At 60.4% G+C, this 14,177-nt stretch carries 10 protein-coding genes; 7 read left to right on the forward strand and 3 right to left on the reverse strand.

Translation table 11 applies throughout. From position 1 onward, the window contains the following. Positions 1-4 precede the first annotated feature (4 nt). The 6 genes from BMY54_RS10955 (at position 5) to BMY54_RS10980 (ending at position 6,603) form a co-directional block, all read left to right on the forward strand. Positions 5-838, forward strand: coding sequence for an alpha/beta fold hydrolase (locus BMY54_RS10955; RefSeq protein WP_093432056.1), 834 nt, complete (start codon positions 5-7; stop codon positions 836-838). Positions 839-884: 46 nt separating this feature from the next. Next, positions 885-1,334: an acyl-CoA thioesterase gene (locus tag BMY54_RS10960; protein ID WP_093432061.1), complete on the forward strand. Its 450-nt coding sequence runs from the start codon at positions 885-887 to the stop codon at positions 1,332-1,334. Positions 1,335-1,492: 158 nt separating this feature from the next. Continuing rightward, complete coding sequence (locus BMY54_RS10965; RefSeq protein WP_007913426.1) at positions 1,493-2,452, forward strand: tRNA dihydrouridine synthase; 960 nt, start codon at positions 1,493-1,495, stop codon at positions 2,450-2,452. Positions 2,453-2,573: 121 nt separating this feature from the next. Beyond that, complete coding sequence (locus BMY54_RS10970; protein WP_093432063.1) at positions 2,574-3,020, forward strand: Hsp20 family protein; 447 nt, start codon at positions 2,574-2,576, stop codon at positions 3,018-3,020. Between the two features lie 188 nt (positions 3,021-3,208). After that, entirely contained in the window at positions 3,209-3,904 is a 696-nt protein-coding gene (locus BMY54_RS10975) for a DUF1266 domain-containing protein (RefSeq protein WP_093432065.1), read from the forward strand. Next, complete coding sequence (locus BMY54_RS10980; protein WP_093432068.1) at positions 3,901-6,603, forward strand: DUF805 domain-containing protein; 2,703 nt, start codon at positions 3,901-3,903, stop codon at positions 6,601-6,603. The genes BMY54_RS10975 and BMY54_RS10980 overlap by 4 nt, the downstream gene beginning before the upstream one ends. On the opposite strand, the gene BMY54_RS10985 is transcribed toward BMY54_RS10980, so the two are convergent. The 3 genes from BMY54_RS10985 to BMY54_RS10995 all read right to left on the reverse strand — a co-directional run bounded on the left by BMY54_RS10985 (position 6,600) and on the right by BMY54_RS10995 (position 12,615). Further along, positions 6,600-8,291, reverse strand: a complete 1,692-nt coding sequence (locus tag BMY54_RS10985) for a molecular chaperone HscC (RefSeq protein ID WP_093432070.1) — start codon at positions 8,289-8,291, stop codon at positions 6,600-6,602. The genes BMY54_RS10980 and BMY54_RS10985 overlap by 4 nt on opposite strands. Positions 8,292-8,377: 86 nt before the next feature. Beyond that, positions 8,378-11,656 (reverse strand): sensor domain-containing protein, encoded by a 3,279-nt coding sequence (locus BMY54_RS10990; protein ID WP_093432072.1) that lies wholly within the window; start codon positions 11,654-11,656, stop codon positions 8,378-8,380. Between the two features lie 74 nt (positions 11,657-11,730). Continuing rightward, positions 11,731-12,615: a LysR family transcriptional regulator gene (locus BMY54_RS10995; protein WP_093432075.1), complete on the reverse strand. Its 885-nt coding sequence runs from the start codon at positions 12,613-12,615 to the stop codon at positions 11,731-11,733. Positions 12,616-12,755: 140 nt separating this feature from the next. Between BMY54_RS10995 and leuC the strand changes: the two genes are divergently transcribed. Beyond that, positions 12,756-14,174 carry a 3-isopropylmalate dehydratase large subunit gene (gene leuC / locus BMY54_RS11000; RefSeq protein WP_093432077.1) on the forward strand — a complete coding sequence of 473 codons (1,419 nt, stop codon included), beginning with the start codon at positions 12,756-12,758 and terminating at the stop codon, positions 14,172-14,174. Positions 14,175-14,177 lie beyond the last annotated feature (3 nt).

The following is a 14,177-nucleotide window of genomic DNA, read 5'->3' on the forward strand; positions in this document are numbered from 1 at the left end:
AGCGATGAACACGTTGAAGTGGGTTCGTGGCGTTAATGGCACCTTGGGCTGGATTGCACCGAAACGCGTGGCGAGCAAAATGCGTGTGGCATTCATGACGCCACGTTCGCTGCCTCTTCGTGATTGGGAATTGCCGCTGCTGGCCAGCTCCGAACGCATCACTTTGCGTTTTGGTCTCTCGGCGCTGCGCTGGGGTCAGGGCCCGACCGTGCTGCTGATGCACGGCTGGGAAGGGCGGCCAACCCAGTTTGCCGCGCTGATCACTGCGCTGGTCGATGCCGGGTATACCGTCGTCGCGTTGGATGGTCCGGCTCACGGTCGCTCGCCGGGGCGTGAAGCCAATGTGGTGTTGTTCGCCCGGGCGATGCTCGAAGCGGCTGCCGAGCTGCCACCATTGCAAGCGGTCATCGGTCATTCCATGGGCGGCGCCAGCGCCATGCTCGCCGTGCAATTGGGCTTGCGCACCGAAACCCTAGTCAGCATTGCCGCGCCTGCGCGCATTCTTGGTGTACTGCGCGGTTTCGCCCGCTACGTTGGTATGCCGCCGCGAGCGCGCTCGGCCTTCATCCGTCAGGTCGAGCAAGATGTCGGTATGCGCGCCGCAACTCTCGACGTTGCCCACTATCAACTGGATATGCCCGGCCTGATCGTGCATGCCGAGGACGACAATTTCGTCTCGGTCAAGGAATCGCAACTGATCCACGAATCCTGGTTCGACAGTCGCCTGTTGCGCCTTGAAGGCGGCGGGCACCAGCGTGTGCTAGCCGACCCTCGGGTGATTGATGGCGTGTTATCACTGCTGGCCGGCCGAAGCCTTCAGGCGCGCCAATCGGCCTGAGCTCCGTTACACTGCTCCGGTTGAATACTTTGACCGGGAGTGGGGCATGGGTTGGGATCGGGCAACGCCGTTTACCATTGATCTGCAAGTAGGCGCCGAGGACATCGACGGGCTGGGCCACGCGAATAACGCCGTGTACGTGACCTGGCTCGAGCGCTGCGCCTGGCGCCACTCGCAGCGTCTGGGGCTGGATCTGGTCGAGTATCGGCGACTGGATCGGGCGATGGCCGTGGTCCGTCACGAGATCGATTATCTCGCCGCCGCCTATGAAGGCGACGAACTGCAATTGGCAACCTGGATTGTCGATTGGGATCAGCGCCTGAAAATGACCCGGCATTTCCAGCTCAAGCGCCCGAGCGACAATGCCACGCTGTTGCGCGCGCAGACCACGTTTGTCTGTATTGAGCTGTCGACCGGTAAGCCGAAGCGCATGCCGGCTGAGTTTATCGAGGGCTATGGCCCGGCGATCCAGTTTCCCGAGTCGGCAAATATCTAAACTGTAGGAGTGAGCCTGCTCGCGATAGCGGTGTGTCAGCCAACATATGCCTCACTGACACACCGCTATCGCGAGCAGGCTCACTCCTACAAGGGATCTGCGGATTTGTGCGATATCCAGTAAACTGCCGCACGTTTTTCTTCAAGTAGTGTTTTCCCATGCAAATTGCTCTGGCGCCCATGGAGGGGTTGGTCGACGACATCCTCCGCGACGTGCTGACCCGCGTTGGCGGCATCGACTGGTGTGTGACCGAGTTCATTCGGGTCAACGACCAGCTGCTCACGCCGGCCTATTTCCACAAGTTCGGCCCGGAGTTGCTCAACGGTGCCCGCACCGCGTCCGGTGTGCCATTGCGCGTGCAATTGCTCGGTTCCGACCCGGTGTGTCTGGCGGAAAACGCTGCACTGGCCTGCGAACTCGGCTCTGAAGTGATTGACCTCAACTTCGGCTGCCCGGCCAAGACCGTGAATAAATCCCGTGGTGGTGCGGTCCTGCTCAAAGAGCCGGAACTGCTCAACCAGATCGTCGAACACGTGCGCCGCGCTGTACCCGCGCACATTCCCGTCACCGCAAAAATGCGCCTGGGCTTCGACAGTCCCGACGGTTCGCTGGTCTGCGCCACTGCGTTGGCTGAAGGCGGCGCCGAGCACATTGTGGTGCATGCCCGAACCAAAATGGACGGCTACAAGCCGCCGGCGCATTGGGAGTGGATTCCTCGCGTACAGGACGTGGTCAAAGTCCCGGTGTTCGCCAACGGTGATATCTGGAGCGTCGAAGACTGGCGGCGTTGCCGCGAAATCAGCGGCGTCGAAGACATCATGCTCGGTCGCGGTCTGGTCTCGCGCCCGGATCTGGCCAGGCAGATTGCTGCCGCTCGCGCTGGCGAAGAAGTGGTCGAGATGACCTGGGCCGAGCTGATGCCGCTGATTCAGGACTTCTGGCTGCAAGCCAAAGCGCAGATGACCGCACGCCAATCGCCGGGCCGTTTGAAGCAATGGTTGGCCATGCTGACGCGCAATTATCCCGAGGCCACCGAGCTGTTTACGGTGCTGCGCCGTGAGACCGAACCGGATCATGTCTCGCGTCTGCTCGGTCTGCCAGTGGCTGAAGCGGCTTGAAAAAAATCTGCGAATAATCTCTTGAAATCATTTCAGCGGTCCCTATCTAAGGGTTACGCGATGCCGAATTCGGGTCGCGGAGTCAAAAAACCTTGCTGATTGTTTTCAGGAGATTTGAACCATGAGTACTGCATTTTCCCTCGCCCCGCTGTTCCGTTCCTCGGTAGGTTTCGACCGTTTTAACGACCTGTTCGAAACCGCCCTGCGCAACGAGCCAGGCAGCAGCTACCCACCTTACAACGTCGAAAAGCACGGTGATGACCAATACCGCATCGTCGTAGCGGCCGCCGGTTTCCAGGAAGAAGACCTGGAACTGCAAGTCGAAAAAGGTGTGCTGACCATCAGTGGCGGCAAGCGTGATGCCAACGAAGGCGTGACCTTCCTGCATCAGGGCATCGCCCAACGTGCTTTCAAGCTGTCCTTCCGCCTGGCCGATCACATCGAGATCAAGGCGGCGGATCTGAAAAACGGTCTGCTGAGCATCGACTTGTTGCGGGTGATCCCGGAAGAGGCGAAAGCCAAACGCATCCCGATCAACGGGGTGGAGAAGCCGGCGTTGCAGCACTGAGTCATGTGCCGCAACACAATCGTCTGAACGGATGATGAGCCGCTGAATGAAGGCCCCGATACGTCGGGGCCTTTTTTGTGCGCGCAAGAAAACCGTTGTTCGACTTTGCCGCTGGCGGTGGTTTCTCTACAATCCGCGGCAGTTTTGCCGACCCCCATTCCTCACCGGTCGGCCTGGAGCCTTTTTTCATGGACGAGATTCAACAGCGCTGGCTGTGCGCTTTGTCTGCGCCAATGGCGGCGATCAATATCGGCGCCAGCTACGACGACCCCGCGTTTTGCGACGATCGCTACATCGACTTGAAAGACAGCTGGGGTATCGACGACCGTGGGCAATTGTTCGACATGCTCGAACGGATGACCGACGACGGCCACGCTAAGCACCTCAGCGCGGCCTATCTGGCGTGGCAGCGTTGTCTGCCGAGTGAATGGCAGGCCTTGCTCGACGACCTGAGTCCCCGCGAACGCATCCTGCATGAATTCGCCAGCCGCACCTTCGGGAGTTGTGGGCCGGGCGGAATATTGTCCTGGGACTATGGGCGCATGGGTTTTCTCTTGCGCTGTGCGGTGCGCAATCAGTGGGTCGACCTGGACGAAAGCAACTGGCTGCACAGTCGTTTGGCCCTCAGAGCGCAATTTCACTACGGTAGCTGGATGGCTTACTTCGATGGCTTTGTCGTGGGCCGGACCTTCTGGTCCTGCCTGAGCGCCAGCGACGATGAGCTTGCGCGCGAACTCGATCGACAAGGCGCCAACGCCCTTAACGTGCGGATTGCCCGCGGCCTTGCCGAGAACATTCCTCAGTTCCTTGCTGATTTGCCGTGGCACATGGAAATCGATTTGCCGCCACGTCCGGCATCGCTCAAGGAGTTCGACTGGTCATGAGTTGCTGGATCCGCTTGGGCATCGAGCCTACCACCGACGAAAACCTGATTCGCAACGCCTATCGCGCACGTTTGCCGGCGCATCATCCGGAGACCGACCCACAGGGATTTCAGGCGTTGCGCATGGCCTACGAAAACGCCCTGCGTCTGGCTCGTGAAGATGAGGAAGAGGAGCCTGAGCACGAGTACGAGTCCCAAGCCTCAGAACAGACTGTCGTTGAGGTCCCTCCAATGTTCGGGGATTTTTGCGCGTTGCTGGATGATCCCGCGCGCCGGTTCAATTTCGCCGCGTGGCAGGCCTTTATTCGAGGGCTGGATGAGCTGTCGCTGGACGTGCTCGATGAACTCAGCTGGCCGCTGTACCACCGGATGGCCGACGCCGGTCCGTTGTCGTACCGCTGCGCGAATCTTTTGGCCAAGCGTATGGCCTGGGATCAACAGTTGCTGGATCTGGGCTTCGACGACGCGCATCAGGTGGGCTTCTTTCTCCAGCGAATCGAAACGCCGGACCCGTTCGATACGGATCTGATGTGCACATGGTCAGAGGCCGCCCAGACTGAATCGCTGTGGTACGCCCGTAGTCTCGACTTCATCTTCAACCAGCGTCCACTGCCTGAGTTCGCCGACTTCGCCAGTCAGCACACCTGCCTGCCGTTGCCGGAGGATGCCGTGTTCCTCAAGCGTCTGCTGGTGCAGTTCACTCAGGCAGGTATTGGCGGGCCGACGTTTTTGCAGTGCTGTATCGAGGAGCAGCTTGCTGCACCGGACGATGTCGACTGGCTTTACCTGTTGGCGTGTCAGAGCAGTCTGCTGGGGCGCGACGATCAGGCATTGCCGTGCTGGATCCGGCTGTGGAACGAGCATCGCCATCCGATGGCGGAAAGTCGTCTGCTGGAGCTGTGTGCCAAGCGCCAGCCGACTTTTCTGCCCTTGCTGATTCAGGCATTCGATCGTCTGCAGGGCATTTCTGCCTGGCCAGAGGATCTTGCCGATGACGCCCAGGTGTATGGCTCTCCGTCACAACATCCCGAGACGCTGAACCGTTGGCTGGGTGTCGGGCGGTTAAAGCTTGAGAGCCTTGCGCAAAGCTTTGTCGATTGGCGCGTGACCGGTGATGAACTGCCATTGCTCGCGCAATTGCTGGGCGAAAATGCCGACAGCCGATTGCTGCATCTATACCGGTACGCCTGGGCGCTGCATCGGGGTGATGCGGCGTTGTTGCAGCAGATTGTGGATGCTCCGCTGCCGATCGATGCCCTCGAAAGCCTGGTGATGAGCGGATTCAAATATCAGGCTGCGCAACACCTGCGCTGGTTGGGCGAGGCACCGATTGCGCTGGCCATGAGCGCTTTCTGCGATGCGCATCCAAGTCCTCAGCCATTGCCGCAGGTGCTGACAAAAGGTGAGTCGCACAAAGTTTGTCGTCTGTGGTTGCGTCGCTTGCGGCCCTATAACGACACTGCGCTGGAACGCATGACCGAGGCGTTCAAGCTGGGTGCGGTCAAAGACGACTGTGACTTGTCCGAACTCGACTTGATGCTCCAGTTGAGCCGTCGCGGGATTCAGTTGCCGCCGGTCGGGCTGGGTGAGGCCGCTTGGGAGTGGCACGCGCAGACCCTGTTTTTGCTGGCATTGCTGGAACAACCCGAACGCTGGCTGCAAATGATTGACGCGCAGTGCGTGGAGCGCCTGCCTTTCAATCCGGCCCATCCGTTGAGTCGCCTGCAACCGTTGTTACGGCGCTTGCAGCGTGAGCAAGGCCATTGCGCCGGTTTGCTCGGATGGTTGCAAGGCAATGACCCGGTGCACGGCTTGTTGGTGCAGCAATTGTTCAGCGTTCAGCAGGCGCTCGACAGCGCGCGATTGCCGGCCAATAGCCTGCTTTACACCTGCCTCGAAAGCGATCGTGCTGCCTGCGGCGATGATTTGCTGGGGTTGATGATGTTCTGGGGCGTGCTCTATCACGATCCGAGCCTGAGTGCTGAGCAGCATCGCGCATTGTTGCAGTCGATTGCGGCGATCAGTTGTGAGGACGATTGGTTCGAAGGCTTCCGCGACGGTTTGATCAAAGGCGAGCCGGTGTGGCCGCCGCGCAAAGTGCTGACCGATTTTGGCGTCGACAAACTGTTGGCGTATGAAGCGCTGGATGCGCTCAAGGGCCTGATTCGCTATGGCGCTGCTGGCGTGCCGAAAACGCGCGTCCTGCGCCAACTGCAACAGGGCAAGGACGATGTGCAGAACAGCATCGGGCTGCGCCTGGCTCTGTGCGCGATATTGTCCTGGTCGGAACGATTACTGCTGGCGAAAAGCGATGCTCAGCCGGTACCGGCGACAGCGATCTGGCGTCTGGGATCGCGGTTGGGGCGTAAGGCTTTTATCGCTCAGGTCTTGGCCTGCGTGGTGATTGCACCGGTGGCAGGGCTGATCAGTGGCACCACGGGCGCTGGCATTCTTATCCTGATACTCGGAGTTCTGCTGGTATTTGGCGCGATTTTGCGTCGCTTGCACGACATGGGCCGGGGCATCCCGACCTTGTTGATCTTCATGGCGCTGACACCGATGTTGCCATTCCTGCCGCTGCTGCTGTTCGGCTTTCCCGGTGACAAGTTGCCCAACCGCTATGGTGTGCCGCCGGACAGCGGCGATAGCGAGATGCTGTCCGGCGGCCTGCAGGCTGCCTTGCGGCGCCTCAACGGCTAGAGGCGCAGTTGATCCAGTGCCTTGTTCAGCTCTGTGCGATGGCTGGCGATCTCCGCTGATTGCTGGCCGCCGAGCACTGTGGTGAAGCTGTGCAGCCACTCGGCTATGTGCTCGCGTTGTGTGCCGAGGCTCTGCATCCATGCCCGCTCCAGACGGGCCAGCAATGTACGGTTGGGCAGTGCGTCACGTGGATGGACTTTCAGCGTCGACAGCCGGTTATGGCTGTCTCGGCGTGCTTGCTCATCCAGCCCCGTGGGGCTGCGGTCGATGCTGTGACTGTGACGCTCGCCGGTTTCGAGCAGGGTGACGTCGACTTCGAGCAAACCGTTGATGTCATAGCTGAAGCGCACGTCCAGTTCCTGGATGTGTTGAGTAGGCGTCAACGTGACTTCGAAAGCATCAATCAGAATGTTGTCGCACACCCACGGCCGTTCACCCTGATAGACGGCGATGCGCAGCACTGTTTGCTTGGGCTGGGTGGTGTAATAGCGCTCCACCCTTGACGTCGGAATGATGGTGTTACGTTCGATGATGGGCGAGAAGGCACCTTTGATGTCTTCTCCACGCATGGTCGCAATCCCCAGCGTATACGGGCAGACATCCGTCAGAATCAACTCTTCAACCGCCCCGTCACGCGCCTTGCACGCCGCTTGCGTCGCCGCCCCGAGCGCAACAATGGTGTCCGGATCAAGATGCCGGTAAGGCAGGCGCCCGAACAACGTCGCAACCATCTGCTGCACCGCCGGCATGCGCGTGGCGCCGCCGACCAGCACCAGGCTGTCGAGGTCGCGCGGCTTGAGGCGAGCATCGCGCAGCGCCTGTTCGATCGGTGTGCGCAAACGGGCCAGTAGCGGCTCCCAGATTTTCACCGCAGCAGCTTCGTCCAGCGACCACTCGAACGTTTTGTCGCCATGGCGCCAGCTCAGCGGCTGAACACCTTCAGCGAGTTTACATTTCAGTTGCTCCAGGGCATCACCGAGGCTGGCCATGCTTTGCGCATCAACCATGGCCGCGGTCAGTTGCCAGTGTTTCAGGCAGGCCTGCAACAGCGCAGCGGTGAAGTCTTCGCCGCCGAGAAAGTTGTCGCCGGTGGAGGCGTGCACTTCGATCAGGGGCAAAGCGTATTCCAGCACCGTGACATCAAAGGTGCCGCCGCCCAGATCGAAGATCAGCGTGCGTTCGAATTTCTGTTCATGCAGCCCGTAAGCCATCGCGGCGGCGGTTGGCTCGTTGATCAGGCGTGTCACCGAGAGCCCGGCCAGTTCGGCGGCAAACAGCGTGCGTTTGCGTTGTTCGTCACTGAAATAGGCCGGGACGGAAATCACCGCTTCCGATACCGCGTGGCCGAGAAAGGCTTCGGCGTCCTGCTTGAGTGAGCCGAGTACCAGCGCCGACAGCTCTTCCGGGCTGAACTGACGTGTACCGAGCTGGACTTGCTTATCGCTGCCCATGAAGCGCTTGAATGCTGCGGCGGTGCGATCCGGGTGCGTGGTCAGGCGCGCGCGGGCGGCTTTGCCGACCAGAATCGTGTCGTCTTCATCGAGGCTGACCACCGAGGGCGTCAGCACATCACCCAGGGCATTGGGAATCAGTCTGGCCTGACCGTCCTGCCAGACGGCGATCAGACTGTTGGTGGTGCCAAGGTCGATGCCCAGCAGGGCCGGGCGGGGGAGGGTTGCATCCTGCATGTCAGATCTCGAAACGGCGCAAAAAACGCGACCCTACAGGTTGCTGCAAATCGTGGCAATTGCGCGTCTGTTGCAACGTGCACCGGTTACGGCAAGAGCTTTTTCAGATCCTCGAGCGCAACCGGTCGGCTATGCAGATAGCCTTGATACAAATGGCAGCCCAAACCCTGCAGGAACGCCAGTTGTTCCGGGGTTTCGACGCCCTCGGCAATCACCTCCAGCTCCAGGCTGCGCGCCATGGCGACAATCGCGCGGATGATCTCGGCATCGTTCGGGTCGGTCGTGGCATCGCGGATAAACGACTGATCGATTTTCAGTGTGTCCACCGGCAGGCGCTTGAGGTAAGTCAGCGACGAATAGCCAGTGCCGAAATCATCCATCGCAAAGCTCACGCCGAGTTTTTTCAGCCGGCGCATTTTGCTGATGGTGTCTTCCAGATTCTGGATGACGATGCCTTCGGTGATCTCCAGTTTCAGTAGCGAGCAGGGCAGACCATGGCTGCTCATGCTGTGTTCGATGCGTTCGACAAAATCGTTCTGGCGGAACTGCCGTGGACTGATGTTCACGCACAGGCTGAAATTCAGCGGGTCGACCAGTTTCAGGGCGATCAGTTGTTTGAACGCGTTGCAGGCTTCGTCGAGGATCCAGGTGCCGACTTCGAGAATCAGGCCGCTGTCTTCTAGCACTTTGATGAACTCGGTGGGCGACTGCGCACCCAGTTCCGGGTGATTCCAGCGCACCAAGGCTTCGGCGCCGATGATGCGGTTGTCGCGGGCGTCGACCTGCGGCTGAAAGTGCACGTTGAATTCACCGCGCGACAGCGCCAGGCGCAAGTCGGTTTCCATGCGCAGCCGTTCGCTGGCGGCCTTCTGCATGGTGTTGTGATACATCTGCGTGGTGTTGCGCCCGGAATCCTTGGCCCGGTACAGCGCGATGTCGGCGCGTTTGAGCAGGTCGGTTGGCGTCGAGCCGTGATCGGGAATCAGCGCCACGCCGATGCTCGGCGTCACTTGCAGGCGCTGGCCGTCGAGGAACATCGGTTCCGAGAGCAATTCGCGCAGGGTGTCGGCCAGATTGCGCACTTGCGCGCTGACCTCATTGCGCGAGCCTTCGAGGCCGCTGAGCAGCACGACAAACTCGTCGCCACCGAGGCGCGCGACGGTATCTTCCATGCGCACACTGGCTTCGAGCCGCGCCGTGATGATTTTCAGCACGGTGTCGCCGACCGGGTGGCCGAGAGAGTCGTTGATGTGCTTGAAGTGATCGAGGTCGAGAAACAGCAAGGCGCCGCGCAGATTGTGGCGCTTGAGCAGGGCGATCTGCTGGCTCAGGCGATCCATCAGCAGGGCGCGATTGGGCAGGTTGGTCAGCGGGTCGTGATAGGCCAGATGGCGAATCTGCGCTTCGGCGTTTTTCAGCAGGCTGACGTCTCGGGCGGTCAGCAGCAGGCACGCGGTTTCATTGAGGGTGATCGGCTCGACCGAGACCTCCACTGTCAGTATTTCCCCGCGTTTGTTGCGCCCGAGCATTTCCTGATGGTGCACGCGGCCCTTGATCTGCAACTCGGCGAGTAACGCCGAACGCTGTTTCTCTTCAGCCCAAATACCCACCTGATAAACCGTTTTGCCCACGACCTCTTCGGCACGATAGCCAGTGAGACGGCAAAAACCGTCGTTGACCTCCAGATAACGCCCGGTGTCGCGCTCGGTAATGGTGATTGCGTCGGGGCTGGAGTGGAACGCCTTGGCGAATTTCTCCTCACTGGCTTTCAGCGCTGCTTCCGAGCGCTGCTGCTGGGTGATGTCGCGCAGAGTGGTGACGATACAAGCCTGGTCGCCGACGCTGATCTGCCGGCTGGAAATCACACAGGTCAGCGACTGGCCGTCCTTGTGTTGCACGATGATCGCGACATTGCTCAAGCCCTGTTCGCGGATGACCCGTTCAATCCGTTGCAGGCTTTTTGCCGAGGCATCCCACAGGCCGATTTCTTCGGCGGTATGGCCGATGACGTCGGCGGCGCTCCAGCCGAAGGTCTGGGTAAAACTGTTATTGATTTCGATGAACTCGCCACTGTCCTGGCGGGTGACGCAGATCGGGTCCGGGCTGACCTGGAACAGCGTGGCGAATTTCTCTTCCGAGGCCACCAGCCGCTGTTCACGCTCGACCTGATCGGTGATGTCCAGCAGTGTGCCGGCCATGCGCAGCGGTGCGCCGTTGTCGTCGCGGTAGAGGCGGGCGCGGCTTTCCAGATAGCGCGAACTGCCGTCCGGCAATTGCACGCGATAAGTCAGTTGATAATTGCCCGCCGGGCCTTCGCGCAGGCTGCGGTAGGCGTCACGCATGCTGTCGCGTTCCTCACCGGGGACGCCTTCGAAAAACTCTTCGAACGACTCATGAAACGGTTTCGGCTCCAGCCCGTGCAACTGCGCGGCGCGCGCCGAGCCGTAGAGCATGCCGCTGGGAATGTGCCAGTCCCAGGTGCCGAGTTGTGCCGAGTCCAGTGCCAGATCGAGACGTTCCTGGCTGTCCTTCAAGGCGTGTTCGGCGGCTTTGCGTTCGGTGGTGTCGAGGAAGGTGCTGAGCAGATACGGCTGGCCTTCGAGTTCGACTTTCTGCGCACTGAGAATGCCGTCGTGGATTTGCCCGTTGCTGGCGCGAAACTGCACTTCCATGGCGATCAGCTCGCCTTTGGCTTTGGTTTTTTTCACCAGTTCTGCGCGTTGCTCCGGGTGCACCCACAAACCCAGCTCCAGCGTGGTGCGGCCGATGGCGCTCTGCACTGGCCAGCCAAACAGGCTTTCAAAATACTGATTGGCCTCGCTGATCAAGCCGTCTTCCTGACGGGTCAGCAGGACCATGTTCGGGCACAGGTGAAAAAGTGTCGCGAAACGTTTTTCCGAACTGCTCAGCGCCTGCTCGCGCTGGCGCTGGTGGGTGATTTCGCGAATCACCCCGATCATTCGGGGGCGGCCGTTTTTATCCGGCAGCAGGCTGCCGCTGATTTCCAGCCAGTGCAGGCTGCCGTCAGGCCAGCGGATGCGGTGGTGCATCGCTTGTTCCAGCGGCGCCCCGGCAATTACCGCGTGGAAGGCGCGAACCGTTTTCGCGCGGTCTTCCGGGGGCAGCAGATCAAGGTATTCAAGGTCTGCCGGCAGCGGCTGGCGCGGGTCGAAACCGAACAAGGCCTGGGTGCCACGCGACCAACTGATCTGCCCGCGCTCGATGTCCCAGTACCAGGCGCCGAGCCGCGCGCCGTTGAGCGCCGCCAGCAATTGCGGCGCGCTCTCCCAGCTCTGCTCGGAATGTCGCGGGTCAATCGCCTGAATACGCGGCATCGGCGGAATTCGGTCAACAGATTTCGGCATCGTGGACAAGCCTTGAGCTGAGGGTGACGTTAGGCACAGGGGTAGCGGCTCTTTAGGAGTAGCACAAGATGGCCTCAAGTCCCTGGCAGATCGATTTGTGCATCCAGTAAGGCCATAAAGGCCCGCGCCGCATTCGAGAGCGTCCGTTCAGTGTGCAGGATATAGCCTAGCTGGCGACTGAGCTGTATGCCCGGCAATACGATGCTTGCCACCTGCTCGTCGAGCATGGTGCGCGGCAAAACGCTCCAGGCCAGGCCGATCGAGACCATCATCTTGATGGTTTCCAGGTAGTTGGTACTCATGGCGATGTTCGGCGTCAGGCTCTGGGCCTCGAATAACCGTTGGACAATGTGGTGCGTGAAGGTGTTGCCACCGGGGAAAACCGCCGGATGACCGGCAATGTCCGCCAGAGTGACGGGGCCATTGCTGATCAGCGAATGCTCCGGGGCAACCACGAAGTCCAGCGGGTCATCCCAGACCGGCGTGGCTTTGACCAGGGCGTGAGGCTCCGGCGCCAGGGTGATGACCGCCAGTTCAGCGCGGCCATGGAGAATTTCTTCATAGGCCACTTCCGAATCGAGGAACTGAATATCCAGCGCCACCTCTGGGTAGCGGCGGGTGAATTCGCGCAAAAGCGGTGGCAAGCGGTGCAAGCCGATGTGGTGACTGGTGGCCAGGGTCAAACGCCCGCTGACTTCGCCGGTCAGATTGGTCAGGGCGCGGCGGGTGTCATCCAGCACGTTGAGAATCTGATAAGCCCGTGGCAACAGGGCGCGGCCGGCCTCGGTCAGGCCGACTTCACGACCCAGCCGATCGAACAGGCGCACCTTCAATTGTTGCTCCAGCCCGGCGATGCGTTTGCTGATCGCCGGCTGCGTCAGGTGCAGCCGTTCGCCGGCGCCGGAGAAGCTGCCGGTCTCGGCAATCGCGATAAAAGCATTGAGGTTGGCCAGATCCATGTTTGTATTCCAGTTGGTTATCCAAAGCATAAAAAATATGAATTTGAGTTATTTAATCTAACCCCATAGGATCGGCCTCACAAGCCAAAGGGTTATTGATAAGCCCAGGGCATAGAAACAAGCTGATGAGGAACCGTCTGATGGCCGGCAAAACGCTCTACGACAAGCTCTGGGATTCGCATTTGGTCAAGCAGCGCGACGATGGCTCGGCGCTGATCTATATCGATCGTCACATCATTCACGAAGTGACCTCGCCGCAAGCCTTCGAAGGCCTGCGTCTGGCCGGGCGCAAGCCTTGGCGCATCGATGCCAACATCGCGACCCCGGACCACAACGTACCAACGACTCCAGAGCGCAAGGGCGGCATCGAAGCCATTGCTGATCAGGTCTCGCGTTTGCAGGTTCAGACTCTCGATGACAACTGCGATGAATACGGCATCGTCGAGTTCAAGATGAACGACGTCCGCCAAGGCATCGTTCACGTGATCAGCCCGGAGCAGGGCGCGACCTTGCCGGGCATGACCGTGGTCTGCGGCGACTCGCACACCTCGACCCACGGCGCCTTCGGCGCTCTGGCGCACGGTATCGGCACTTCCGAGGTCGAGCACGTGCTCGCCACCCAGTGCCTGGTCGCGAAGAAAATGAAAAACATGCTGGTGCGCGTTGAAGGGCAGTTGCCGTTCGGCGTGACCGCCAAGGACATCGTCCTCGCGGTGATCGGCAAGATCGGCACCGCCGGCGGTAACGGCCATGCCATCGAGTTCGCCGGCAGCGCGATCCGCGACTTGTCCGTTGAAGGCCGCATGACCATCTGCAACATGTCCATCGAAGCCGGCGCCCGCGTTGGCTTGGTGGCAGCGGACCAGAAGACCGTTGATTACGTGAAGGGCCGTCCCTTTGCACCGAAAGGCGCCGAATGGGACATGGCCGTCGAGGCCTGGAAAGACCTGGTCTCCGACGCTGACGCCAAGTTTGACACCGTGGTTGAACTCGACGCCGCACAGATCAAGCCGCAAGTCAGCTGGGGCACTTCGCCTGAGATGGTTTTGGCCGTTGATCAGAACGTGCCGGACCCGACCAAAGAGATGGATCTGGTCAAGCGCGACTCGATCGTCCGCGCTTTGAAATACATGGGTTTGACCGCCAATCAGGCGATCACCGACATTCAGCTGGATCGCGTGTTTATCGGTTCCTGCACCAACTCGCGGATCGAAGATTTGCGCGCTGCGGCGGTGATCGCCAAGGGCCGCAAAGTCGCTTCGACCATCAAGCAAGCGATCGTGGTACCGGGTTCGGGTCTGGTCAAGGCGCAGGCTGAGGCCGAAGGTCTGGACAAGATTTTCCTCGAAGCCGGTTTTGAATGGCGTGAGCCGGGCTGCTCGATGTGCCTGGCGATGAACCCGGATCGTTTGGAGTCCGGCGAGCATTGCGCCTCGACCTCCAACCGTAACTTCGAAGGCCGTCAGGGTGCCGGTGGCCGTACCCACCTCGTCAGCCCGGCCATGGCGGCTGCGGCAGCGGTGAACGGTCGTTTCATCGACGTTCGTGAATTGATCTGAAGG

The sequence above is a fragment of the Pseudomonas sp. ok266 genome (assembly GCF_900110195.1).
GTDB lineage: Bacteria > Pseudomonadota > Gammaproteobacteria > Pseudomonadales > Pseudomonadaceae > Aquipseudomonas > Aquipseudomonas neuropathica.